We start from the raw sequence: 23,511 nt of genomic DNA on the forward strand, positions 1-23,511 counted from the left end.
GCGTTTTACTGGAAAATCGTTGTTGATTTACTGTTAACGCCATTCTACTCTAGCGCTGGGGGAATAGCAGGAAAATCGGCAATTTGATGGAACTTCCACCCGCCGAAATAACAGCGCAATCCGTATTATTTTGCACAGTATAGGTGCGTTAATGCACCAAAATTGTGCGATTTTCAAAAATCAGCCTGCCCCATATTTGAACATGCCCTTTGATTTCAGGATGTTAAAGTTCTGGCACGATTCTGGCTCGTAATAGGCCTCAAATTGAAGATAGCGCCAGCGTTAAACTTATACCAAGTAAACTAAGGGCCGAATCTACCCTATCCGGAGGCTTTAGAATGTCAGTTGAATCGGTACTGAAACAACTCGAAGAGTTGGAAGTAAAATTTGTTGATCTGCGTTTTTGCGATACCAAAGGTAAAGAGCAGCACGTATCTGTGCCTGCGCACCAGGTAAATGCCGACTTCTTTGAAGATGGCAAAATGTTTGACGGCTCTTCAATTGCAGGTTGGAAAGGCATTAACGAATCAGACATGGTGCTGATGCCAGACGTCAACACTTTCGTACTGGATCCATTCTTCGAAGAAACCACAGCTATCATCCGTTGTGACATTCTTGAACCAGCTACCATGCAAGGTTACGAACGTGACCCACGCTCTATCGCTAAAAAAGCAGAAGAGTATCTGAAGTCTACCGGTATTGCAGACACAGTATTGATTGGCCCAGAACCAGAATTCTTCCTGTTTGACGATGTCCGCTTCGGCTCTGACATGTCAGGCAACTTCTACAAAGTTGGCGCTAAAGAAGCCGCTTGGAGCTCAGCTAACGAATACGAAGATGGCAACACTGGCCACCGTCCTACCGTTAAAGGCGGTTACTTCCCAGTGCCACCAGTTGACTCTTCACAAGACTGGCGCAGTGCGACCTGTCTGGTATTGGAAGAGATGGGTCAAGTCGTTGAAGCGCACCACCATGAAGTGGCTACCGCTGGTCAAAACGAAATCGCTACTCGTTTCAACACCTTGACTGCTAAAGCAGACGAAATCCTGACCCTGAAATACGTTGTGCACAACATGGCTCACGCCTACGGCAAAACTGCGACCTTTATGCCAAAACCTATCATGGGTGACAACGGCTCAGGTATGCACGTGCACCAATCTCTGGCAAAAGACGGTGTGAACCTGTTTGCTGGTGATAAATACGGCGGTCTGTCTGAAACTTGTTTGTACTACATCGGTGGTATCATCAAGCACGCTCGCGCGCTGAACGCATTCACCAACCCAAGCACCAACTCTTACAAACGTCTGGTTCCTCACTTCGAAGCACCAGTAATGCTGGCTTACTCAGCACGTAACCGTAGTGCTTCTATCCGTATCCCAGTCGTTCCATCACCAAAAGCACGTCGTATTGAGACTCGCTTCCCAGATCCAATGGCTAACCCATATCTGGCGTTCTCTGCACTGATGATGGCGGGTCTGGATGGTATCCAGAACAAGATCCACCCAGGCGATGCTATGGATAAAGACTTGTACGATCTGCCAGCTGAAGAAGCGGCAGCAATCCCACAAGTGGCTGAGTCTCTGGACGTAGCACTGGCAGCACTGGATGCTGACCGTGAGTTCCTGACTAAAGGCGGTGTGTTCTCTAATGATTTCATCGATTCATACATCGCACTGAAAACGGCAGAAGCTGAGAAAATCAACCGCACAGTTCACCCACTGGAATTTGAACTGTACTACAGCCTGTAAGCAATTGCCCTGCAATCTCCGGTGAGTCAAGCCACCGGTGAATAAAAAGAAAAGAGCCCCAGATTCGTCTGGGGCTCTACTATTTGGGGCACAGTGAATGATCGGTGCCGCGTAAAATCTGTGATAAACATCAAATCTTTCTCGCAGTGACAATGTGCGTTTTCCAGCAAAGCCTTAACATTGTCGGCCTACTAACCCTTTCCCGTTCAAACCTATTCCATGTTTGCTCAAAAATTGCATCGCCTAACGCAATGGCTTCCCGATCGTGCTGATCTACCCGAAGGACTTCGTATCGGTTTGCCGATGATGATAGGGCTGCTGCTGTTTGCCTTTTTAGGTAACACCACGGCGGGGGTCAATTCGATGATCTCGGCGTGGTTAGTTGGGGTGCAGGGTCGTAACTTGGCCTACCCTAAGCGGCTGGAATTATTGAGTAAATCAGCGGTCGTGTGCTGTGTCGCTGCGGCGCTTTCTTTGTTGAGCTTGTATCATCATCTTATCGGCGTGGCGGCGTTATGCGCCATTGGTTTGCTGTATGGTTTGTGCTCCAACCAACGGCGCTATATCCAGTTACTGACCTATAACGCGGGCTTCTCACTGATCTGCGCACTGCATTTATTGGACACCGGTACGCCGTGGCAAATGGTGTTGCTATCGGCCGCATTTGGTAGCTGGTTAGCCATGCTAAGTGCCGTGATTGCTGGGCCGTGGCTCAGTGTGCGCCAAGGCGAGCAACTACTGAGTAAAGTACAACTGGCCTTTGGTCATTGGAACAAGATGCTGCAACATTCGGTGGCTAGCAACGTCGGCCAACGTCTGGCGCTGCGTGAACAACTTGACGACAGTATCGCCATTCTGTCGCACTGGCTGTTAGAGATGCCAGACAATAGCGATGTGGAGCAGATAGCTAAACGTCTACGTTCGGTGCTGCAACTGATTGAAGCGATGGAAGAGATCAGTCGCGTACAACAGATGGCAAACCATGAATCACGCCAACAACTGCAACAATACTTAGCCGACTTTGCCGAGCAATGGCCGCACTATGTTGCCAAAACGGGTGAACTGCCTGCGGTGCCATTACTGGAGCAACACCAACAGATCCTGCACACCGTCGACCAGCAGATCCAGCGGGCGCAAGACTTATCGCAACCACTGAACGACGAATGGCGGCAGCTGTTGTCACTGATCTGGCCGTCTGACCATGAGAGTATCGTCAGCCAGTGGCATTTGGCCTTGAAAAAAGGCTCACGTGAGTGGCACCACGGTTTGCGTATTCTGTTTACCTTGGCGATCTGCCAATTAGTGGTCGAGCTATTGCAACTGCCACAAGGCTTTTGGGTCACGCTCACCGCTTTTATCGTGTTGATGGTGGCACCGCTGGGACAACTGCAAGCCCGTATCTGGGGCCGCTTGTACGGCACGCTGATCGGCTCGGTGGTATCGCTCGGCATGGTGTGGTATTTCGGCACCGGTGTGTGGTTGCTGCCAACCACTTGCATTGTGGTATTTTTGGCGTTTGCCACCTATTACAAGGCGCGCTACGAGATCCACGTGTTTTGGGTGACAGTGTTGATGGTCTTTGCCATCACACTGCTGTTGCCGTCCGATCCCTTGATTGCGCTCTATCGCACCATCGACACCCTCACCGGCGCGCTGATTGCTTTTCTTGCGATGCACCTGTTTATCCCTAGCTGGACGCGCCGCTGGATCGACAGTTACGTGGTGAACTTCATCGAATTGGAGCAACAGTGGCTGCATAAAATTGCCGCGGGGGAACGCGATCGTATGCTGCGCTGGCAAGCTCACCGCGCGCTGCGCCAACTGGGGTTAGAAGTCGGCTACATGCGGCTGGAGCCCAACATGTCACAGCGAGAGCTGTCGGATTGGCAGAGTTTTCTCTGGCTCGGGCTAACGCTTCACTGTACGCTGGTGGTATTAGCAAGACAGCAACGCGATGTTGAACTGACCGCCGCCGCACAACAACTGAGTGCGTGGATCCCGCTATTCAAGCAACGGATGCACCCGCGTTGGTCACTGTTGCCGCAAGTATTAGCGGCCAGCAATCAACCTCATGAATGGTTAATGCAAGACATTGGCGAGCTGTATCAGTGGCTCAATTGGCAACGTCCTTTTGCTTTGTTGAAGGAGTCGGACACCCACCACCACGCAACGGAATAGCGGTATGTTTAATTTCCAGTTTTATAACCCGACGCGGCTGGTCTTTGGTAAAGGCAGCTTAACGGAATTAACCAAGTTAGTGGCGCCAGCAACCAAAGTGTTGCTGCTTTACGGCGGTCAAAGTGCCGAACGTAACGGCACCTTAGCCCAAGTGCGTGATGCGCTTAAACACTGCCAACTGCATGAATTTAGCGGCATTCAAGCGAATCCAGATTACGATCAACTGATGCCTGCCGTGGCGTTAATTAAACAGCACGATATTGGCTTATTGCTCGCCGTTGGTGGTGGTTCAGTGATCGATGGCACCAAGTTTCTTGCTGCTGCCGCCTGTTATGATGGCGACCCGTGGGAAATTTTAGAAACCTACGGCAAACGTATTCATCGCGCGTTACCCGTGGGCGTAGTGCAGACATTTCCCGCCACCAGCTCAGAGAACAACAACGGCAGCGTCATCAGCCGCTATAGCATGCGAGCCAAGCGCTCGTTTCGCAATCCGCATGTGTTCCCGCAATTTGCCATTCTCGATCCCGAAATCTCCTACAGTTTGCCTGCTAAGCAGCTCGCCAATGGTGTGGTTGATGCTTTTATCCATGTGTGCGAGCAGTATCTGACGTATCCGGTTAACGCCGCGGTGCAAGATCGCTTTGCCGAAGGCTTGTTGCAAACCTTGAAAGAAACCGGCCCGCAAGCCCTCGCCACACCACAAGATTACGACATCCGTGCCAATCTGATGTTAGCCTGTGCTTGGTGCCACAACGGCCTAATCTGTTCTGGCGTGCCACAGGATTGGGCTACCCATAAAATTGGTCATGAATTAACAGCGATTTTTGGGCTCGACCACGCGGTCACCTTAGCGATTATTCTGCCAACGTTGCTGGAGATGTTCCGCCAGCCGAAGCGTGACAAATTGCTGCAATACGCCGAGCGAGTGTGGCAGATCTGCGATGGTGACGATGAACAAAAAATCACGGCGGCGATTGCTCAAACCCGCGCCTTCTTTGAGCAGATGGGCATTGGTACCTATCTGCAAGACTACGGCATCAGTGCCGACGAGCTGCAACCGGTACTCGATAATCTCGAGCGTAGCGGCATGACGCAACTGGGTGAACATAAAGACATTACCTTGGATGTGAGCCGCCAAATTTTGCTCAACAGCGTGGCGCCTCGTTAATACCATTTGCTGAAAAAACGGGCTATATTCAACGAATAGGCAGCGGGATAGAGTAACCACCATGCGTCACTTATGGATAATGTTGGCACTGATTGCGATGAGCGCCCACGGCGCCATCTATAAATGGGTCGATAAAGATGGCAAAGTCCATTACAGCGACGAGCCACATCCCAACGCTGAAGTGGTGCAACTCAACGAAAACACTCAAAACAGTGTCACCATTCCCGCACCTAAACCGTTAAATATCACCCCAGTGGCTGCGCCAACCACCACAGAGCAGCAAAGCCGCTACCAACTGTCCATTACCTCCCCGCAACAGCAAGCCACTATCCGCAGCAACGCCGGTGATCTCACAGTTGCAGTTAATGTCGAACCACAGCTCGCCTCCGGCCATCATCTGCAACTGTTTATTGATGGTGTGGCAGCAACCGAGCTACAAGCCGCAGGTATTTTCCAGCTGCATGATATTGACCGCGGCGAGCACCAGATTGAAGCTAAAGTAGTGCTGCAAAACGGCAAAGTCCTTGCATCTAGCTCCGCTACTACCTTTTTTATGCACCAAGCTGGCCTGATACAACCGGTATTTCCGGCGCCCAGCGTGAAGAAAAACTAACTATATCTTTCTAAATCAAATAGATATTTTTCTTTCGCTGCGAGGTTAATGGCTTTTCGTTGCTTGCGGGTTGCACCAGAATAGTGCACCATTGTGGTGCAACTGTTTCAGGAATGACAGATGGACACAAATAACCTGCTCAATCATCTGGTCACCGCCGTGTTAGTGATCGACAGTAACCTGCAAGCGAGCTACGCCAATGCAGCGGCTGAGCAACTCCTCGGCATCTCTATCCATAAGCTTACCGAATTACCGCTGACCGAGTTAATCCAAAACTTAGCCATTGACGCCAAAGTGCTACGCAGCGCCATTGACAGCCACCAAGGCTTAACCGTTAACACCACGCAACTGCTGACGTTAGATGGTCAACATCATACGGTGGATCTGACGCTAGTGCCGTTGGAAGTCGGCGTAGATGAACTGTCGCTGAGCATTTTGGAACTGCGCCAAGTTGATCAACAACGGCGTATCCACCAGCAGTTGACACTCGATGCTCAGCAGCAAGCGGCACAGTTTTTAGTGCGTAACCTCGCCCATGAGATCAAAAACCCGTTGGGCGGCTTACGTGGTGCGGCGCAGCTGCTATCCAAAGAGCTGACGGATGCCCACCTCAAAGAATTTACCACGCTGATTATTGAGCAGGCCGACCGTCTACGTGGCTTGGTTGACCGTTTACTGGGGCCGCAAAAGCCATCGCAGCACAAGGTGCTTAACATCCATATGGTGATCCAGAAGGTATTGAATCTGGTGAACTTAACCTTGCCAGCGCATATCCAGCTAAAGCAGGACTACGATCCATCGATTCCCGATCTGCCGATTGATGAAGATCAGATGCAGCAGGCAATTCTCAACATCGTGCAAAACGCCATTCAAGCGCTGGAGCCGCGTCGTTCTGGCGAAATACTGATCCGCACCCGCACCGCCTATCAAGTCACCATTGGGGCCGTGCGCCATAAACTGGCATTGGTGCTGTCGATCATCGACGACGGTCCCGGCATTGCACCAGAATTGGTCGACACCTTGTTCTATCCTATGGTGACAGGCCGTAAAGATGGCAACGGTCTCGGGCTATCAATTGCCCATAACATTACTCGGTTACACGGCGGACGCATTGACTGTAACTCCGCCCCAGGACATACCGAATTTACCTTAACCCTGCCAATCAACCGTGAGCAGGAAGCATCACAGGGCTAATAAGAGAGGAAGCAATATGAGCGAACAAGTGTGGATTCTCGACGATGACAGCTCTATCCGTTGGGTACTGGAGCGAGCACTACGGGGAGCCAAAATTAGCTGCGCCACCTTTGCGGCAGCCGAGTCCCTTTGGGACGCATTACAGATTTCGCAGCCGCGGGTGATCGTGTCGGATATTCGCATGCCCGGTACCGATGGTTTAACGCTGCTGGAACGCATCAATAGCCATTTTCCGCACATTCCCGTGATCATCATGACCGCGCATTCCGATTTAGACAGCGCTGTGAGTGCCTATCAAGCGGGTGCGTTTGAATACCTGCCCAAACCGTTTGATATTGATGAAGCGATTGCCTTGGTTGAACGGGCCATCACCCATGCGACCGAACATTCGCCAGTGCCGGATGACTCACAGCTCAATACGCCAGAAATCATCGGCGAAGCGCCGGCAATGCAAGAGGTGTTTCGCGCCATCGGCCGTTTGTCGCGCTCGTCCATCAGTGTATTGATCAACGGCCAATCCGGTACCGGTAAAGAGTTGGTCGCCGGCGCGCTGCATAAACACAGCCCGCGCAGCGAGCAGCCATTTATCGCACTGAACATGGCCGCCATTCCTAAAGACCTGATTGAATCTGAGTTATTTGGGCACGAAAAAGGCGCATTTACCGGTGCCGCTAACGTGCGCCAAGGCCGTTTTGAACAAGCCAATGGCGGCACGCTGTTTCTCGATGAAATCGGCGATATGCCGCTCGATGTGCAAACCCGTTTGCTGCGGGTATTGGCCGATGGCCAGTTTTATCGCGTCGGCGGGCATCTGCCAGTGCGCGTCGATGTGCGCATTATTGCCGCCACCCACCAAGACTTAGAATCGCTGGTGCAAAAAGGCCAATTCCGTGAGGATTTATTCCACCGCCTCAACGTGATTCGCGTGCACCTGCCGCCACTGTCACAACGCCGCGAAGATATTCCACAATTGGCGCGGCACTTTTTATCGGCTGCCGCCAAAGAGATCGGCGTCGAAGCCAAAGTGCTCACCAAAGAAACCGCCATTAAGTTGCAGCAATTGCCGTGGCCGGGCAACGTGCGTCAGTTAGAAAACACCTGCCGCTGGCTCACGGTGATGGCGTCCGGCCAAGAAATTTTGCCGCAAGATCTGCCGCATGAACTGTTTAAAGAACCCAGCAGCCCATCGGCGAGCGGCAACAACAGTTTGGATTGGCAAAGCGCATTGCGTTTGTGGCTCGATCAGCGTTTATCGCAAGGTGAAAGCGATCTGCTGACCGAGATCCAACCGGCATTTGAACGCATTTTGTTGGAAACCGCGTTAGAGCATACTCAAGGCCATAAGCAAGAAGCGGCGAAACGCCTCGGCTGGGGTCGCAACACGCTCACCCGTAAGTTGAAAGAGTTGTCGATGGACTAAACGCGATAGGTTCGGTACAAAAAAGGATGCGCATGCATCCTTTTTTATTTTATAAATTAACGGATTATGGTGACTCAGGCGCGATCTCTTCGCGCAGCACGGTGGCAGGCACTTCATCTTCTGGATCTTGGTGAATAATCACCTCAGCATTGGGGAACGCCGCAGCAATACGATACTCGGCATCCACCGCGATACGATGCGCTTCTCTGAGCGGCAGATCGCCGTCTAACTCTAAGTGCAGTTGAATAAACAGGGTCTGCCCCGACTGACGTGTGCGCAAATCGTGTACGCCGTACACTTGCTCACACTCGGTGGCAATCTGCACGATCTGTAACCGTGTTTCCTCATCCAGTTCACGGTCAAGCAAGGCTTGAATTGAGCGATAACCCAAATCCCCCGCTTGATAGCCGATATACAACGCAATCAAAATGGCAAACAGGCCATCAGCCCACCATAGCCCATAACCCGCCAACACTAGCGCCAATAGCACCGCAGCATTTAAAAACAGGTCGGATTTATAGTGCAGCGCATCGGCTTCTACCACAGTGCTAGCGGTCGCTTGCAAGGCTTTCTTTTGCAACGTGACTAACGCCAAGGTCAGTGCAATGGCAATTACAGATACCGCCATACCGATAGTGGCATGCTGCACTGGTTCTGGTGCGAATAAGCGGTCGCCGCCATGCAACAGCAGGAAGAAGGCGCTGCCCAGAATAAACGCGGCTTGCGCCAATGAGGCGAGATGTTCCGCCTTACCATGACCATAACGATGATCATTATCGGCAGGCACTAAGGCATAACGCACGGCAAAGAAGTTAACCAGCGACGCTAATACATCCGCCACCGAGTCAGTCACTGAGGCCAACATACTGGCCGAACCCGACCATAACCACGCCGCCAGTTTTATCACAATCAATACAGAGGCGGTGGCTACGGCGGCTCGGCTAGCTAGCTTTACCCAAAACGCATAGTCTTTTTGTGGCACGTCGAACACTCGTTAATCGGCAGAATGATCGATATGTTAACAAAATTACTGTTGCTGTGGCAGTTGTGGGCCACGTTTACGCGTAAAACCTTGCTGCACTTGTTGTTGCTGCTCTTCGGTCAACAGTTGGTAGATTTGATGCTGCATTTTCAGCTTTTCGACTTGATACGCCGCACGTTGCTGTTCACGTTGTGCCACCAATTTTTTCGCTTTGGCTTCATCAAAATCTTTGGCGGCCATTAAGCTCTTCATCGCGTCAAAGTTTTGCTTGTGAGCCTCCATCATCGCTTGGAAATGCTGTTTCTTAAGCGCCTTAATCTGCTCCTGCTGTTGCTCAGTCAGTTGCACACCACGTAGCGACATAAAGCCCATCATGTCATGCTCCATACCACCCCAAGCGCGGTGAGCACGAGGGCCATCAAAGCCTTTTTTCGCCATCATACCGTGATGGAAACCACCACCTTGCATTTGCGGGCACGCACAGCCTGCTGGCGGTGCCGGTGGTGTTGGTGCTTCTTCTGGAGCAGCTACGGCGGCTGCGGCCCACAAGCTACCACCCATCATCAGTGCGAATAATCCTGCTGTTAGTTGCTTAGCCATAATTGGTCTCCTTAGGCAGTGCAGTTGGTTCGTAATCAAGTCTAGTCTCGTTTGCGTAAGGGAAATCATCGCCTCGGTAAAACACTGTAAAAGTCACTACATCAAAGGAAAACACGATTCTTTACTTACACTTACACTGGCTAACGGCAATTGACCCACAACAGGGTATACTCCTATGCTGTTGCCTATTGCTAATCTCAACCGTGAGTAAGTCGTTATGAGTCGAATCCTGTTAATTGATGATGATTTGGGTCTCTCTGAACTGTTAGCGCAGTTATTGGAGTTGGAAGGGTTTGAGTTAACACTCGCTCACGACGGCCAAAGCGGGCTAGATATCGCGCTAAGCCAAGAGTTCGACATTATTCTGTTGGATGTGATGCTGCCTAAGCTAAGCGGTTTTGCCGTGCTTAAAGAGCTACGCAGTAAAAAGCATACGCCGGTGCTGATGCTTACCGCTCGTGGCGATGAAATTGACCGGGTGGTTGGGCTTGAAATTGGCGCCGATGATTATCTGCCAAAACCGTTTAACGACCGAGAACTGCTCGCGCGCATTCGCGCCATCATTCGCCGCGCCAACCTCACGCCGCAAGATGTGCACCAAACAGTGGCGGTGGAATTTGGCGACCTGAAACTCGATCCTTCCCGCCAAGAAGCCTTCTGCTGCGATCAGCTGTTAGTGCTGACCGGCACCGAGTTTGGCTTGTTGTACGCCTTGGCACAACAAGCGGGCGAACTGGTATCAAAAGAGGAACTCAGCGAAACCGTGCTGGGCAAAAAGCTGATGCCGTTTGACCGCAGCTTGGATATGCACCTGTCAAACTTGCGTAAAAAACTGCCAGAGCGTAGCGATGGTCGCCCACGGGTGAAAACCATTCGTGGCAAAGGCTATATCTGGATCCCTTAATGGCTGCATTTTTTCTCCCTAACCGCTTATTTATCAAGTTGCTACTCGGCTTTTGGCTGTGTAGCAGCGTGATCATCGTCTGCGTCGGTGCACTGCCGTTACTGCAACAGTTGCATGAAGATTTTGATATGCCCGCGCCGATCAAAGAGTCGGTGTTTCATTATGCCAAGCAGCTCGAACAGCAGCCGCAAAAGGTGTATCAACGTTTTAACCCCTTTATGGAGCGGCATCGCTTTCGTAAAGAGATGCGCGAAGCATTTAAAGACCAACCGAACAATAATGACGTCAGCTTTTTAGATCCGCCCGCCAATATGATGGACGCGCGCCGAGCCGACTTAGCCAAGGTGCCGTTTTATATTTTCGCCATCGACAGCCACGGCAAAGTGGTGAACGCTCGCCGCCAGCCATCGGCGCTAGCGCACGTCTACCAAGACGCGTCTGAATTAACTGAACCTCAGAGTTTTCATATCGATAATCAGGCCTACTTTGGCCCGGTGTCAGTGGCGCTGCCTGATGGTGAGTTTCAGTTATACGCGGCACTGCATATGCCACGGCATATCCCTTGGTTCTTCTTTTTTATCGACCACAAACTACTGACGCTGTTTTTAGCCATTTTCACCTCCGGCATCTTATGCGGCGTGTTAGCGTGGCACTTGGGCAAACCGCTGCAATCGTTGCAAGACAGCGCCAATGCTCTCGCCCGTGGCGACTTAAGCAGCCGTGTCCCCAGCGCCACCGCTAAACGTCATGATGAACTCGGCCAACTGGCCAATGCGTTTAACTTAATGGCCGATGCGGTAGAGCAGATTGTTAACAGTCAACAACGGCTGATTGGCGATATCTCCCACGAGTTACGCACGCCGTTGACCCGCTTGCAGCTATCACTGGCGCTGGCGCGTAAAAAAGGCCATGTCACCGAAGAAACCGACCGCATCGCCTACGAAGCCGATCAACTGGAGCAGATGATTGCCGAATTGCTGGAGTTGTCGCGCGTCAAACTGAAGCGGCAAGAAAACACCATTGTCTTGCCATTGGATGAAATCTTTAGCCAAGTGTTGGACGATGCCGAATTTGAAGCTTCGCAACGCGGCAAACAGTTGCAGATTGATATCGCCGAAGAGTTGGAATGGGCGGTGTACCCCAAACCGTTAGCGCGCGCGGTAGAAAACCTGTTACGCAACGCCATCCGTTATAGCCAACAGTTGATCAGCATTAGCGCTCAACCGCAAGGTGAGCAACTATGTATTGTGATTGAAGATGATGGCCCCGGCATTGACGAGCACGAGTTAGAAGCCATCTTCAAACCCTTCTATCGGCCAGAGTCAGCGCGCGATCGCGAAAGTGGCGGCTGGGGCTTGGGCCTAGCCATTGCGGAAGCGGCGGTGTTTGCTCATAGCGGTCGCATCGAAGCCAGTAATAAAAGTGACGGCGGGTTAAGAGTGACAATCTGGCTGCCGCGCAATCAACAGCACACCTGACAAGCAAGCCGCTTTGGTTTTATAATCGGCGGCCTGCATCACAACGGCAATCATCCATGTTTCATATCGCGCTTTACGAGCCGGAAATCGCGCCCAATACCGGCAATATTATTCGTCTTTGTGCCAATAACGGCAGCCAACTGCATCTTATCGAACCATTAGGTTTTGATTTAGAAGAGAAAAAATTGCGCCGCGCTGGCTTAGATTACAGCGACCTCACCTCAGTCAAGCGCTACGCCAATTTTGATGAGTTTAAAGCCGCCATGCAGGGCAAACGCATTTTTGCTTGCACCACCAAAGGCAGTCGCCCGCACACCGAAGCGGTGTATCAACCTGATGACGTGCTGCTGTTTGGCCCAGAAACCCGCGGTTTGCCAATGGATATCATCAATGCCACGCCAGCGGAGCAGCGCATTCGTATTCCAATGGTCGCCTCAAGCCGCAGCCTAAACCTGTCTAACTCAGTCGCCATCATCAGCTATGAAGCTTGGCGCCAGCACGATTTTGGTGGCGCTCGCTAATCCGCTAGTCAGTTTGCCGCGTCAATGAGGCGCGGCGGCTTATCCCTCGCTTACATCAACGGCCGCAGCAACATGCCAAGTTTTGGATGTACCACGCGGCGCTCAGCGGTCACCGCATAGAAGTTTTCATACACGTTTGGCAACAGCATGTAGCTTTTGAGCTCGCCGTGGTCCAACTCATCTTTTACTACCACTTCCGGCATTACCGCCAACGCGCCAGTATCACGGGTCAACAGACGTAGCATCGCCATGTCATCCGATTCAGCGACGATTTCCGGTTGCAGTTGATACTGCGCGGCAAAGGCGTCAAACGCCGCCCGCAAGGGGTTTTCGCCGTAAGGCAGCACCCAACGTTGGCGCCGATAACGGTCATCAAATTTAGCGGTTAACGCTAACCCCGGCGGGCCGATAATCGCCACCGGCTGACGTGCCAACACCCGACTCTGCCAGTTATTCACATGGGAGCCGCGCACCGGAATGTTGGTGAGCGCCATATCAAGCTGTAACTCCGCCATGGCATTGAGCAAGCCTGTTTGGCTCATCGACTGTAGCGAAAATTTGCAGTCGTTTTGCTTAATCAGCGGCTGAATAAACTGCTCGATGAAGTTACGCGAAATGGTCGACAACATGCCAATACGGATTGGCGCACTGGGCAAGGTCGTACCACTGGCGAGCAACTGCTCCAACTCTTCACCGTTTTTGAAGATCTCGTCGGCATAATTAAGCGCGTGGTAGCCACTTTCTGTGAGCAATAATTTGCGCCCTTCACGGGTAAACAGCTGCACATTAAGCGATTGTTCTAACTGCTTAATTTGTGACGATAGCGCCGACTGTGAGATATGCAGTTTCTGCGCAGTTTGGGTCAAGTTACCTTGACGTGCCACCTGCCAGAAATAATATAAATGGTGATAATTTAATCGGCTCATCGGTTTTAGTTCACTAAAAAAGAACGATTACTAATCTATTATATATTTTACTTAATTTAAACAGCGCCGCAGAATAGCGACATTGTTAAACATATGAGACTCGTCATGTTTTCTTGGTTTTTAGTGACTCCGCTCAAACTGATGTTGCTGGGGCTGATTGCCATCCTCGGTTTCACCATCGTGCGTTACAGCTGGGTTGCCTTTGCTGGCGAAACCGAGCGCGGCCGCTTTCTACGGGCGCTGCTAACGACGATTGCCGCCGTGGTGTTGGTGATTGTCAGCAACCACTTACTGCTGTTTTGGGCGGCGTGGGTCAGTGTCAGTCTCTGTTTACATCGCTTAATTCTGTTCTATCCAGAACGCCCGCGCGCGCAGTTGGCTGCGCACAAAAAATTCCTGCTGGCGCGCTTTAGCGAGTTGCTACTAGGTATCGCCTTCCTGTTGTTGTTCAGTCAATTTAATACCGCCATTATCAGTGAGTTAGTTGCCAAAGTCCCGGCGGCAGGCAGCGGCCTGTCGTTATCTATCGCCGCGGTATTGTTGGCATTAGTCGCCATGATTAAATGCGCCCAACTGCCGATGCACGGTTGGCTCATTCAAGTGGTTGAAGCGCCTACGCCGGTATCGGCACTGCTGCACGCCGGTATCGTCAACTTGGGCGGTATTTTGTTGCTGTTGTTCGCGCCGGTATTAGCGGCCAGTCCGCTAGCGTGCTGGTTATTGGTGATTTTAGCGGGCATCAGCACCACGATTGCTGGCTTAGTGAGTACCACCCGCATCAGCATTAAAGTGAAATTAGCTTGGTCCACCAGCTCACAGATGGGCTTGATGTTGGTGGAGATCGCACTCGGTCTGTATGAGATGGCGTTGCTGCACCTGTTCGCCCACTCGTTTTATAAGTCTTATTCATTCCTCAACAGTGGTAACACGGTTAACCACTATCTGGCGGCGAAGTTGGCGGGAGCGCCAAAGCCGCGTGTGTGGCATTGGAGCCTAGCGCTGGCCTTGTCACTGGCTATGTTGGCCGTGGCGCAGTGGCAATTTGCGGTGATGAATAGCTTTGCCGCCACTGTGCTGGTGTGGTTTGCCTTAGCCGCGCTGATCGTGCCGAGTGTGACGCGCTGGGATATCGCCAGCCTGCCACGTATCGGCATCACCCTCGCCGTTGCGGCGGGACTGCTCACCTTATACAGCTTTGCTAAACATCATTTGGCAGTGTTGATGGGGCTAGATACGCCGCTCAATCCGCTGGCCGATTGTTTAGTGGCGCTGCTCTTTTTTAGTTTGTTTGCGCTGTCGATTGCCTTGCAGTATTGGCCACATGTGCGCTGGGTAAAAAGCTTGTTTATCTGGCTCAATGCCGGTGCTTATCTCGATGAATGGGCCACGCGCCTGACCTTAAAACTGTGGCCAAGTACCTCACTGATTGAGCTGCAACAAGCCCAGCTACAGATAAATACTGAGAGCAAATCATGATGGACCAAGTCATTTCTCTGGACGCGCGCGCCACCGCGCTGCGCGCGAGTGCCACTATCGCTCCGGCGTTTCCGCTCGATCAGTCGGTCGCAGTGAATCCATGGTGGCCATTGCGCCAACAAAGCATAGCGCAAACTTTTGCCGAGCAAGCGGTGCTGACCGGCATCACTGGCTTGATGCCAAAAAGTTATTATCGCGACCAGTGGCAACAGCAAATCCACACCGCGCACCTTGAACAAGCAATTGCCGAAGCCCAATCGCCCTTAACCGTTGCGCAGCTAGTAGAAGCTTTGCAGCAAGACGACAGTGAACTATCACTACGCTGGAAGACGCTGGCGATGATGATGGATGAAGCCAATCCGTCGCCACAAGGCCACAGCTGGGCGCAAGAGATTGTGCAGCAAGTGAGCCAGTTCATCGCCTTGTATCACCAGTATCCGGAGCGGTTTGAAGCCGACGGTAAAAATGGTGAGCATCTTTACCAAAGCTGGCTTGAAGTCGTCAGCCGTGACAAAGGCATTAAGACGCTGCTCGGCGTAGATTTGCTGCAATATTTTCGCGCATTACCGGGCGATATTGACGGCCTGTTTGAGCAAGTTACGGCGCACTGGCGCAGCACGTGGCAACATCAAGCGGGCGCGGATGCCTTTGTAAGGGGTTCATTGCAACAGCTTTCTGGCTGGGCGGGTTGGCAAGCATGGTTGGATTGGCAAGCAAGTTTAGCCAACAAAACTGCCAAGGTCCCGCAAGTGTTAGGTTTGACCGCGATCCTGCTGGCGTGGGACACGGTATTGATGCAGTGGCTACAGCAGCAACATTCCGCCGTGGCCGAGCAGATCCTACAGCAGTTGCACCAGCAAGCTGCCGATGTGACCGTCGCCTATGACACGGCGCAACAACTGTTAGCACCGCTGTGGCTATGGCAACGCGCCTTGGAATTAAGCGTACAAACGCCGTGGATGCAGCAGATTAAAGCGATCACGCCCACAACACAATTGGCGCGACCAGAGCTACAAGCGATCTTCTGTATTGATGTGCGTTCTGAACCGATGCGCCGTGCCTTAGAGGCGCAATCTGACAAGATTGAAACCTTAGGCTTTGCTGGTTTTTTTGGCGTTCCCATCGCCTATGAAAATAAAGATGGCAGCATTGTAAGACCACAACTGCCGGGGTTGCTGGCACCCAGCTTAGTCGCCAAACAAACGCAGAAACGGCCAGAGCGTATTCTGCGCTTGACCCAATTGGGCTGGCAAAACAGCTTAGAAAAACCGTCATCCAACTTAGGCATGGTGGAAGCTGGCGGCCTGCTGAAATTGGTCAGTTTGTTTAATCGCGTGGTGTTGCAACGCGGCACCGACAATCCAGTTAACCGCGACTTGCGCCATAACCAACAATGGCAACTCAGCCGCGCCCAGCAGCCATTAACTGTGCCAGAAAAAGCCGAGTTAGCGGCTGGCATTCTCCAAGCGATGGGCATCGCGCCGCGCCTCGCCAAAACCGTGCTACTTACCGGCCACGGCAGCCAAACCTGTAACAACCACACCGCCTCAAGCTTAGATTGCGGCGCCTGTGGCGGCCAAACCGGTGAGGTGAACGTCAAGGTGTTAGCCGAGCTGCTCAATGACAGCGAAGTGCGCGCCGCCATGCCGCAGTTTGGTGTCACCGTTCCCGAAGACACCGCCTTTTATGCGGCCATGCACAACACCACCACGGATGAGTTGTCGGTGTTCAATGCCCCGAGCGCCCCGTGGCGCGAATGGCTGTACGCCGCCAGTTTGCAAGCACGAATGAACCGTGGCGCGCAATTTGATGCGCCACACATCAACGCCGCCCAAGCCAGCCGCTTCTTTAAAGGTCGCGCCACCAACTGGGCACAGATGCGACCAGAGTGGGGTCTGTGCAATAACGCCGCAGTGTTTATTGCGCCGCGTAACCTGACACGGCAACTCAACTTTGCCGGCCGTGCGTTTCTGCATGAATATCACGTCAGCCAAGATCCAGCGTTTAGCCAGTTAGAAAAAATCCTAACCGCGCCACTGTTGGTGATGAACTGGATTAACTTGCAGTATTTCGCTTCAGTGACCGCGCCAGAGAAATACGGCAGCGGCAACAAACTGCTGCACAACGTGGTTGGCGGTCATATTGGGGTATTTGAAGGTAACGGCGGTGATTTGCGCATTGGGCTGTCACAGCAGTCGGTGCACGATGGCAAACAATATCGCCATCAACCGGTGCGGTTAACCGCCTATATTCAAGCGCCAAAGCAGGCATTGGCCGACATCATTGCGCGTCAGCCCGATGTCGCGGCACTGATTGATAACCAGTGGTTGTTCCTGTATCAGCTAGATGAACAACAACAGCTGTGGCGCTATCAACAAGGTGAGTGGCTCGCGCCATTAATTCCCCAAGGGCGTGCTGCCCTCGGGGATAAAACACATTAGTTGGTGAACGGCTGTGGCCGCGGGGTCACCTCATTTGACGGCGGCAACACAGGTAACACAACTTGTGGCTGGTCGCCGGTCAAGCTGCGCAAGAACGCCACCATCTGTGTGGTTTCTTCTGCGGTCAACTGCTGACCCGTCTGCACATCGGACATGGTATTGACCGCTTCTGCCAAGGTCCACACACTGCCGTCATGGAAGTAGGGATAGGTCAGTTCGATATTGCGCAATGTCGGCACTTTGAACACCATGTTATCGCTATCTTTGCCAGTCACAGCTTTACGCCCCTCGGCTGGATTATCGGTGTGGAACGGTTTCACTAAGCCCATTTTCATATAAGCCGTGCCGCCCACAGCGGGGCCGTTATGGCAGGCCACGCAACCATGGCCTTTAAACAGGTCGTAACCCGCCTTAGCGTCAGCAGATATGGCTTGTTCATCCCCAGCCAAATACTGATCAAACGGACTATTGGGCGTCACCAAGGTTTTCTCAAATGCGGCAATCGCGTCGGTGATCTTGTCGATATCCACCACATCACTGCCATACACTTTGGCAAATTTTTCTCGATAGGCTGGCATCGACGCCACCGTTTTTACCGCCAGCTCATGAGTGAAACCCATCTCTTTCGGGTTGGCGATAGGGCCACCCGCCTGCTCTTGCAGATCTTTGGCGCGGCCATCCCAAAACTGCGCCAGCATAAAGTCGGCATTCAGTACGGTAGGCGCGTTAATTGGCCCTTGCTGCCAACGATCCCCAATTGAGGTGGGAATGGCATCCACCCCGCCAAGCGACAAGTTGTGGCAGGAGTTACAGGAGATAAAACCGGACTTAGATAAACGAGGCTCGAAATACAACATCTTGCCCAGTTCGACTTTGTCAGGCTCAGTAATTTTGGCAGGTTGAATAATTTTTATCGGTTCTGCGGCGGCCGAAAATCCTACACTCAGTGCCGAGAGGGTAAGCATTAGTATGGACGTTTTCATTGGTCATCTCTCTTTCAAATAAACTTACTTTAAGTAAGGCTATTTGAATGCTAGCTGAGTTCGACCAAAACACTTAACGATAAGATACGATTGATTCCATCGTTGATTTAGATGGATTTTTTGTGATCATTACGGCTGACACCGTATATTTTGTGAACAAGGATACACAATTTACCGCACGGCACTTGGGTAACGTCACCCGCCCAAGTGCCATGCAGTCAATGGCTTACAAAGTGCAGTTGCTCGCTGCTAGTTGTTCGCGGGCACAGGCAGAGGCTTTTCTATGGCTGCATAACTGCAGGTAATAGCTCACACAGCCGCTGAACAGCACGCCGTAGCCGAGCAGTTCAATGCCTTCCTCGGCCACGTTTTCAGCCACGCGGACAAAATGCTCGCCGAGAATGGCATGCCACAAATGCCCGTTCCCAAAGATGCGGCTAAACAACAGCACGATCACTAAACCGTAGCTGATAGCAATGAACTGGCGCGCACGAACTAACGTCGCTAACGGACTCAGCACCGTGCCGGCAGCAATAAAACGTGCGTAGCCAATACAACCTAGGGTTAACGCCCACGCGGGATATTTCCAAAAACCATGGCGGATATGATCAAACAAACCATCCAGTTCGCGGATCAACATGGTGCCGAAAAAGCCCATCACCAACACAAAGCAACCACGGCTTTGTGGATACAGATAGGCCAAATGCGCGAACATCAACACGTTTAACGCGAGGATGCTGCTCTGCATCAACTCAGTGGCACCGTTTTCAGCCACACCATTATGAAAAACCATGACATCGAGCGCTAATGCGCCAACCATTAGCGCCATAAACAACACGATAGCCACAAAACGGAAAATGGCATGGCGTATCTCATACCAATCATCGCGAGAATGCATAATTCCTCCAACAGACGGCAGTCACGACAAATCACTGCGTCATTAATGAAAACGTAATTTAGGAAATGAGGGATTTTTATTATTAGAGGTTGTGTTCACAGCACGCATGACGCGGGAAAGTACCACGTAAGATCAGCTAAAACGGGGTAAATCAACAAGGTTATGGTCGCGTTTTACTGCGGTAGCAACGTGTACCACATCGTCAAGCGCTGCTGAACTGGAGACCGCTGCATCAAAGATGCAAGTTGCATAATTCGACCAACAGTCCGATATTCTGCAACGGCCGAATACTAAACCTATGTCACATTTTGTCGAGTAATGGCTCTAATATTTACCTTTATATAAAAGTCGTTATTTTTTCACACTTAATTAATATGAGCGGCGATTTTATCCACCACTCTGACCAAGGTTTATTGATAAGCTAAAGGCTGTTGTCCTTGCATAAACTTGAGCCATCTCACGGCAGCCCGCCCTTGCCTGCTAACCGGTTATTTCACATCCGCGAATTTAAACCCAAGTTAACCGTTATTCATAAAATCTTAACATTAACAATAATATACATATAAAAACTATAATCCCTCGTCCTTTGTTCATCTGAGTAAATCCCATGAAAGTCTCACTGAAAATCCGTTTGTTAGGCGCCAGTCTAGCGGCGGTAGTGACGGTATCAACCATACTCATCAGCTTGTCCTACTCCGCTATCCATGACATGTCTCTCGCTCAAACCGATGCGCAAGTACGCCAAACCGGAATGCTGTTTGCCAGTAACATCAGCACGTGGATTGATGGTAAAAAAACCGGTTTACTCAGTTTGAAAACGGCGATTGAAAAGCTGCCCGAAGACGCCGATCCCTCCGCACTGTTGACCTATTCGCAACAAGCGCTGGGTTATGGCTTATCCATGTATGGCACCGAGCGCGGTGACATGTACCGCCACGATCCCGCGCTTTATGTTGAGGGCTATGACCCTCGCATTCGCGATTGGTATAAGGAAGCCAAAGCCGCAGGTAAGCTGGTCACCCTACCGCCACACATGGGTAAGTCCTTACAAAAGATGGTTGTTACCTTTTCTGCCCCGGTAAATAACCGCAATGGTCACCTCAGAGGCGCGGTCGGCAGTAACGTCACCCTGACGCAGATCACCGATACCATCGGCAAATTGCACGTGCCAGGCAATGGCTTTGCCACCTTGGTAGAAAACAATGGCAACATCATCAGCCACCCGGATAAAGCGGTTGAAAATAAGCCATTAACCACGCTAGATACGCGCTTTAGTGCATTGTGGTTGCAACAACTGGTCGAGCAGCAACAGATGCAGCAGTTACCTTTTCAAGGCAGCAATAAACTGCTGTACGCCACCGCAGTACCCGGTACAGATTGGTCGCTGCTGTTTATCATGGATCACGCCACCATCATGGCCCACGCCAATGAGCTGACATTCACCATGATTGGCACTGGTATTCTGTGTCTCCTTGCCTTCACACTGCTACTGGTGTTTATCTTCAAGAATCAGTTTAAAGATCTGGAAAACGTTTCCGCAGCATTAACCACTATCGCCGATGGTGGTGGCGATCTGCGCGTCCGCATTGAAACGCGTAATCAATATGATGAGATTGGCACCTTAGCCAACGGCTTCAACCGCTTTGTTGCCAGATTAGGTGAAATGATTGCTCGGCTCGGCGATGTATCTCAGCAACTGTCCACCCAAGCGAGCCACGGCCGCAAAGCCGCCGATGGCAATAGCCACAACATTGCACTTCAGCTAGATGACGTCACGATGGTGGCAACGGCGGTGACCGAAATGGCTTCCGCGACACAAGAGATCGCAGGCAATGCCGAGCTGACGGCCAATACCGCGCAACAGGCGGTGAGCAAAGCCAATGACGGTCAAAAACAGGCAACTTTAAGCCAGCAGTCGATTCGCCAACTGGCGGACGAGGTGAAAAATGCCAGCGATATTATCGGTGATTTGCACCAACATTCGCAGCATATCAACAGCATTTTGCTCACCATCAGTGACATTGCGGAGCAAACCAATCTACTGGCACTCAACGCCGCCATTGAAGCCGCCCGCGCCGGGGAACAAGGCCGAGGATTTGCGGTAGTAGCCGACGAAGTCAGAGTACTTTCGCAGCGCACACATACCTCCACCCAAGAAATTCAATCCATGATTGAAACGCTGCAAAAAACCGCGGCGGATGCGGTCACATCGATGCAAAAAAGTCATCAGTTGAGCAATGTCAGTGTCAATGATGTTGCCAAAGCGAACGAGAGCCTACTGCAAATCAGCGGGGCAATCAGCGAAATCTCTGATATGGCGCAACAGATCGCCACCGCCGCCGAAGAGCAAACCTCCGTCACCGGAGAGATCAATCGCAATACTGAATCAATCCGTGAAGTCTCTGGCGAGCTATCACAGCAGGCACAAGATTCCGCCAATCAATCGGCCACCTTAGAACAGCTGGCAAACCGATTAGCGGGAGAAGTGGGTAAGTTTAATATCGCGTAATACGCCGTGTTTGCGGCGTGGCGACGGAGTTCATTGCAGGCCTTAGCCCGTCACATCTCCGAGTTAGCGGCATCAGCAGCGATGACGGGCCGCCAGTAGGCATTGTTAACGAAACTCTGCTGCTGGCGCCTCGTCATCACATGTTTTATCACATCGAGACCCAACGCCCGTTCCGCCAATGTCGATACCGCCTGTAGCCAGCAGCTCCGCTTGGTCGGCTTTAGTCCGCCAGCTTTGTCATAAAGCCGACAAATGTCCGGCAAGCCCACCGATTTTGGCGGCTGTGACGCCGTAAAAGCTGGCATTAAGCTTGCTGATTCCATTGACTCTGGTTGCAAGGGATCCACGATGACAGCGCCAATATCACCGCACCAACAGCATTCGAATCAGCAACTCGCAAGCTTGTTTGATGACTGCCACTGCCGCCGCTTAGTGAGCAACGAGTTACTCAGCTATCCACAAGATATGGATGACTGTGTGTTTTATCTGCGCCGTGGACGGCTGCGGGTCTACCTTTGCTACGGCGATAAACTGTTTACGCTGACCATATTGCAGGCTGGCGACGTGTACAGCACCCACACCCGCGCGTTTATCGAAGCACTCGAACCCAGCGAAGTCAATGTGATGGATCTGAACAACTTTTCCCAACGCGCCCTCGCCCATCCACTGTTAACGGGTGCGGTAACTCGCGTGTTATCACAGACATTATCAGGCTGTATCGACACCATCGAAAACCTCGCCTTTCGCGATGTGCGCGCCCGCCTCGCCAGCTACCTGTTAGCGCAAGTCTCACAACCGGCCGAGCAACCATTGATAAACATGCAACTCACCACCGAGCAAACGGCACAGTTGATCGGCACCTCGCGGCAAACCTTGTCGAGCTTGTTGTCGGAATTGCAGCGCCAAGGTTTAGTGCAGAAACTCTCACGGCAACAGTGGCGTCTGTGCGATTGCTCGCAGCTAAGCCAAATGGCGGCGTTATAAAAGTGGCCTTTTGTCAGCGGGCTGACAGACATCAGCCCCTGCAATACATACACTGCCATTTATGTTTAACCACGGAATTCCTATCATGAAAGCCACCGATAACCGCTACTACTCCGAAAACGCAGAAGGCGACCGCATGGCATTAGGTGAAGCCATGTTGGAACGTGTGCTGTCCCATATCCATAACGGCAATCAAGACAACGCCTTGTGGCAACATTTTGCAAAAAAGGCGCAAGACATGCGCGCAGGCATCGGCCCGGTTAAAGACCCGCTATTTCTGTTACATAGCAATGTTTATTATCTACGGGATTTACTGGAAGAAGCCGAAGATGAGGAAGCACTCGACCTGTTAGATGATATGGAACGCGACTTTTTTTAAGGCGCGACGCGCCCGCCAGCAGAAGGTAAATACGGCCAATATTATCATTAGTGAATGACGCATTTTGAAGTCGTCCAAACGCAGGTTGCATGAGCGCGTTGTTCAC

20 protein-coding genes are annotated in these 23,511 nt (G+C 51.7%); 14 read left to right on the plus strand and 6 right to left on the minus strand.

Annotated features, from left to right (window positions below; genetic code table 11):
• Nucleotides 1-338 precede the first annotated feature (338 nt).
• The 6 genes from glnA (at nt 339) to glnG (ending at nt 8,324) form a co-directional block, all read left to right on the plus strand.
• Nucleotides 339-1,748 (plus strand): glutamate--ammonia ligase, encoded by a 1,410-nt coding sequence (gene glnA / locus L9G74_RS14905; protein WP_238897214.1) that lies wholly within the window; start codon nt 339-341, stop codon nt 1,746-1,748.
• Nucleotides 1,749-2,051: 303 nt separating this feature from the next.
• Nucleotides 2,052-3,926, plus strand: coding sequence for an FUSC family protein (locus L9G74_RS14910; RefSeq protein ID WP_238897215.1), 1,875 nt, complete (start codon nt 2,052-2,054; stop codon nt 3,924-3,926).
• A gap of 4 nt (nt 3,927-3,930) precedes the next feature.
• On the plus strand, nt 3,931-5,097 hold the full coding sequence (locus tag L9G74_RS14915) for an iron-containing alcohol dehydrogenase (protein WP_238897216.1): 1,167 nt from the start codon (nt 3,931-3,933) through the stop codon (nt 5,095-5,097).
• A 61-nt stretch (nt 5,098-5,158) separates the two neighbouring features.
• Nucleotides 5,159-5,710, plus strand: coding sequence for a DUF4124 domain-containing protein (locus L9G74_RS14920; protein WP_238897217.1), 552 nt, complete (start codon nt 5,159-5,161; stop codon nt 5,708-5,710).
• A 120-nt stretch (nt 5,711-5,830) separates the two neighbouring features.
• Entirely contained in the window at nt 5,831-6,904 is a 1,074-nt protein-coding gene (glnL, locus tag L9G74_RS14925) for a nitrogen regulation protein NR(II) (protein ID WP_238897218.1), read from the plus strand.
• A gap of 16 nt (nt 6,905-6,920) precedes the next feature.
• Entirely contained in the window at nt 6,921-8,324 is a 1,404-nt protein-coding gene (glnG, locus tag L9G74_RS14930; protein WP_238897219.1) for a nitrogen regulation protein NR(I), read from the plus strand.
• Between the two features lie 64 nt (nt 8,325-8,388).
• Here the strand turns inward: glnG and fieF are convergent, their stop codons facing one another.
• Both fieF and L9G74_RS14940 read right to left on the minus strand, forming a co-directional pair.
• Nucleotides 8,389-9,306, minus strand: coding sequence for a cation efflux pump FieF (fieF, locus tag L9G74_RS14935; protein ID WP_238897220.1), 918 nt, complete (start codon nt 9,304-9,306; stop codon nt 8,389-8,391).
• Between the two features lie 45 nt (nt 9,307-9,351).
• Nucleotides 9,352-9,906: a Spy/CpxP family protein refolding chaperone gene (locus tag L9G74_RS14940; RefSeq protein ID WP_238897221.1), complete on the minus strand. Its 555-nt coding sequence runs from the start codon at nt 9,904-9,906 to the stop codon at nt 9,352-9,354.
• Nucleotides 9,907-10,123: 217 nt separating this feature from the next.
• Here L9G74_RS14940 and L9G74_RS14945 point away from each other — a divergent pair, with 217 nt between their 5' ends.
• From L9G74_RS14945 to L9G74_RS14955, 3 genes are read left to right on the plus strand one after another with little or no spacing between them, the layout of a single operon-like run.
• Nucleotides 10,124-10,810 carry a response regulator gene (locus tag L9G74_RS14945; RefSeq protein ID WP_238897222.1) on the plus strand — a complete coding sequence of 229 codons (687 nt, stop codon included), beginning with the start codon at nt 10,124-10,126 and terminating at the stop codon, nt 10,808-10,810.
• Nucleotides 10,810-12,288 (plus strand): ATP-binding protein, encoded by a 1,479-nt coding sequence (locus tag L9G74_RS14950; RefSeq protein WP_238897223.1) that lies wholly within the window; start codon nt 10,810-10,812, stop codon nt 12,286-12,288. The genes L9G74_RS14945 and L9G74_RS14950 overlap by 1 nt, the downstream gene beginning before the upstream one ends.
• 56 nt (nt 12,289-12,344) lie before the next feature.
• Complete coding sequence (locus tag L9G74_RS14955; protein ID WP_238897224.1) at nt 12,345-12,809, plus strand: tRNA (cytidine(34)-2'-O)-methyltransferase; 465 nt, start codon at nt 12,345-12,347, stop codon at nt 12,807-12,809.
• 50 nt (nt 12,810-12,859) lie between these two features.
• Here L9G74_RS14955 and L9G74_RS14960 read toward each other — a convergent pair whose 3' ends face one another.
• Entirely contained in the window at nt 12,860-13,735 is an 876-nt protein-coding gene (locus L9G74_RS14960) for a LysR family transcriptional regulator (RefSeq protein WP_238897225.1), read from the minus strand.
• Between the two features lie 105 nt (nt 13,736-13,840).
• Between L9G74_RS14960 and L9G74_RS14965 the strand changes: the two genes are divergently transcribed.
• Together L9G74_RS14965 and L9G74_RS14970 are read left to right on the plus strand one after the other, a co-directional pair.
• Nucleotides 13,841-15,211 (plus strand): NADH-quinone oxidoreductase subunit L, encoded by a 1,371-nt coding sequence (locus tag L9G74_RS14965; RefSeq protein WP_238897226.1) that lies wholly within the window; start codon nt 13,841-13,843, stop codon nt 15,209-15,211.
• On the plus strand, nt 15,208-17,652 hold the full coding sequence (locus tag L9G74_RS14970; protein WP_238897227.1) for a putative inorganic carbon transporter subunit DabA: 2,445 nt from the start codon (nt 15,208-15,210) through the stop codon (nt 17,650-17,652). The genes L9G74_RS14965 and L9G74_RS14970 overlap by 4 nt, the downstream gene beginning before the upstream one ends.
• On the opposite strand, the gene L9G74_RS14975 is transcribed toward L9G74_RS14970, so the two are convergent.
• Nucleotides 17,649-18,635, minus strand: a complete 987-nt coding sequence (locus L9G74_RS14975) for a cytochrome-c peroxidase (protein WP_238897228.1) — start codon at nt 18,633-18,635, stop codon at nt 17,649-17,651. The genes L9G74_RS14970 and L9G74_RS14975 overlap by 4 nt on opposite strands.
• Nucleotides 18,636-18,861: 226 nt before the next feature.
• Entirely contained in the window at nt 18,862-19,533 is a 672-nt protein-coding gene (locus L9G74_RS14980) for a hypothetical protein (protein ID WP_238897229.1), read from the minus strand.
• Between the two features lie 607 nt (nt 19,534-20,140).
• On the opposite strand from L9G74_RS14980, the gene L9G74_RS14985 reads away from it, so the two are divergent.
• Nucleotides 20,141-22,042 (plus strand): methyl-accepting chemotaxis protein, encoded by a 1,902-nt coding sequence (locus L9G74_RS14985; protein ID WP_238897230.1) that lies wholly within the window; start codon nt 20,141-20,143, stop codon nt 22,040-22,042.
• Nucleotides 22,043-22,092: 50 nt separating this feature from the next.
• Here L9G74_RS14985 and L9G74_RS14990 read toward each other — a convergent pair whose 3' ends face one another.
• Nucleotides 22,093-22,347 (minus strand): hypothetical protein, encoded by a 255-nt coding sequence (locus tag L9G74_RS14990; protein WP_238897231.1) that lies wholly within the window; start codon nt 22,345-22,347, stop codon nt 22,093-22,095.
• A gap of 43 nt (nt 22,348-22,390) precedes the next feature.
• Between L9G74_RS14990 and L9G74_RS14995 the strand changes: the two genes are divergently transcribed.
• Entirely contained in the window at nt 22,391-23,026 is a 636-nt protein-coding gene (locus L9G74_RS14995) for a Crp/Fnr family transcriptional regulator (RefSeq protein ID WP_238897232.1), read from the plus strand.
• Between the two features lie 85 nt (nt 23,027-23,111).
• Complete coding sequence (cowN, locus tag L9G74_RS15000; RefSeq protein ID WP_238897233.1) at nt 23,112-23,405, plus strand: N(2)-fixation sustaining protein CowN; 294 nt, start codon at nt 23,112-23,114, stop codon at nt 23,403-23,405.
• Nucleotides 23,406-23,511 lie beyond the last annotated feature (106 nt).

Source organism: Shewanella electrica (assembly GCF_022321485.1).
GTDB lineage: Bacteria > Pseudomonadota > Gammaproteobacteria > Enterobacterales > Shewanellaceae > Shewanella > Shewanella electrica.

Coding starts and splice junctions, on each gene's coding strand:
- L9G74_RS14970 (WP_238897227.1), top strand. CDS start 15,208: ATGATGGACCAAGTCATTTCTCTGGACGCGCGCGCCACCGCGCTGCGC.
- L9G74_RS14960 (WP_238897225.1), bottom strand. CDS start 13,735: ATGAGCCGATTAAATTATCACCATTTATATTATTTCTGGCAGGTGGCA.
- L9G74_RS14995 (WP_238897232.1), top strand. CDS start 22,391: ATGACAGCGCCAATATCACCGCACCAACAGCATTCGAATCAGCAACTC.
- L9G74_RS14980 (WP_238897229.1), bottom strand. CDS start 19,533: ATGCATTCTCGCGATGATTGGTATGAGATACGCCATGCCATTTTCCGT.
- L9G74_RS14950 (WP_238897223.1), top strand. CDS start 10,810: ATGGCTGCATTTTTTCTCCCTAACCGCTTATTTATCAAGTTGCTACTC.
- glnA (WP_238897214.1), top strand. CDS start 339: ATGTCAGTTGAATCGGTACTGAAACAACTCGAAGAGTTGGAAGTAAAA.
- L9G74_RS14955 (WP_238897224.1), top strand. CDS start 12,345: ATGTTTCATATCGCGCTTTACGAGCCGGAAATCGCGCCCAATACCGGC.
- L9G74_RS14975 (WP_238897228.1), bottom strand. CDS start 18,635: ATGAAAACGTCCATACTAATGCTTACCCTCTCGGCACTGAGTGTAGGA.
- L9G74_RS14940 (WP_238897221.1), bottom strand. CDS start 9,906: ATGGCTAAGCAACTAACAGCAGGATTATTCGCACTGATGATGGGTGGT.
- L9G74_RS14965 (WP_238897226.1), top strand. CDS start 13,841: ATGTTTTCTTGGTTTTTAGTGACTCCGCTCAAACTGATGTTGCTGGGG.
- cowN (WP_238897233.1), top strand. CDS start 23,112: ATGAAAGCCACCGATAACCGCTACTACTCCGAAAACGCAGAAGGCGAC.
- L9G74_RS14985 (WP_238897230.1), top strand. CDS start 20,141: ATGAAAGTCTCACTGAAAATCCGTTTGTTAGGCGCCAGTCTAGCGGCG.
- glnG (WP_238897219.1), top strand. CDS start 6,921: ATGAGCGAACAAGTGTGGATTCTCGACGATGACAGCTCTATCCGTTGG.
- L9G74_RS14920 (WP_238897217.1), top strand. CDS start 5,159: ATGCGTCACTTATGGATAATGTTGGCACTGATTGCGATGAGCGCCCAC.
- glnL (WP_238897218.1), top strand. CDS start 5,831: ATGGACACAAATAACCTGCTCAATCATCTGGTCACCGCCGTGTTAGTG.
- L9G74_RS14990 (WP_238897231.1), bottom strand. CDS start 22,347: ATGCCAGCTTTTACGGCGTCACAGCCGCCAAAATCGGTGGGCTTGCCG.
- L9G74_RS14945 (WP_238897222.1), top strand. CDS start 10,124: ATGAGTCGAATCCTGTTAATTGATGATGATTTGGGTCTCTCTGAACTG.
- L9G74_RS14910 (WP_238897215.1), top strand. CDS start 2,052: ATGATGATAGGGCTGCTGCTGTTTGCCTTTTTAGGTAACACCACGGCG.
- L9G74_RS14915 (WP_238897216.1), top strand. CDS start 3,931: ATGTTTAATTTCCAGTTTTATAACCCGACGCGGCTGGTCTTTGGTAAA.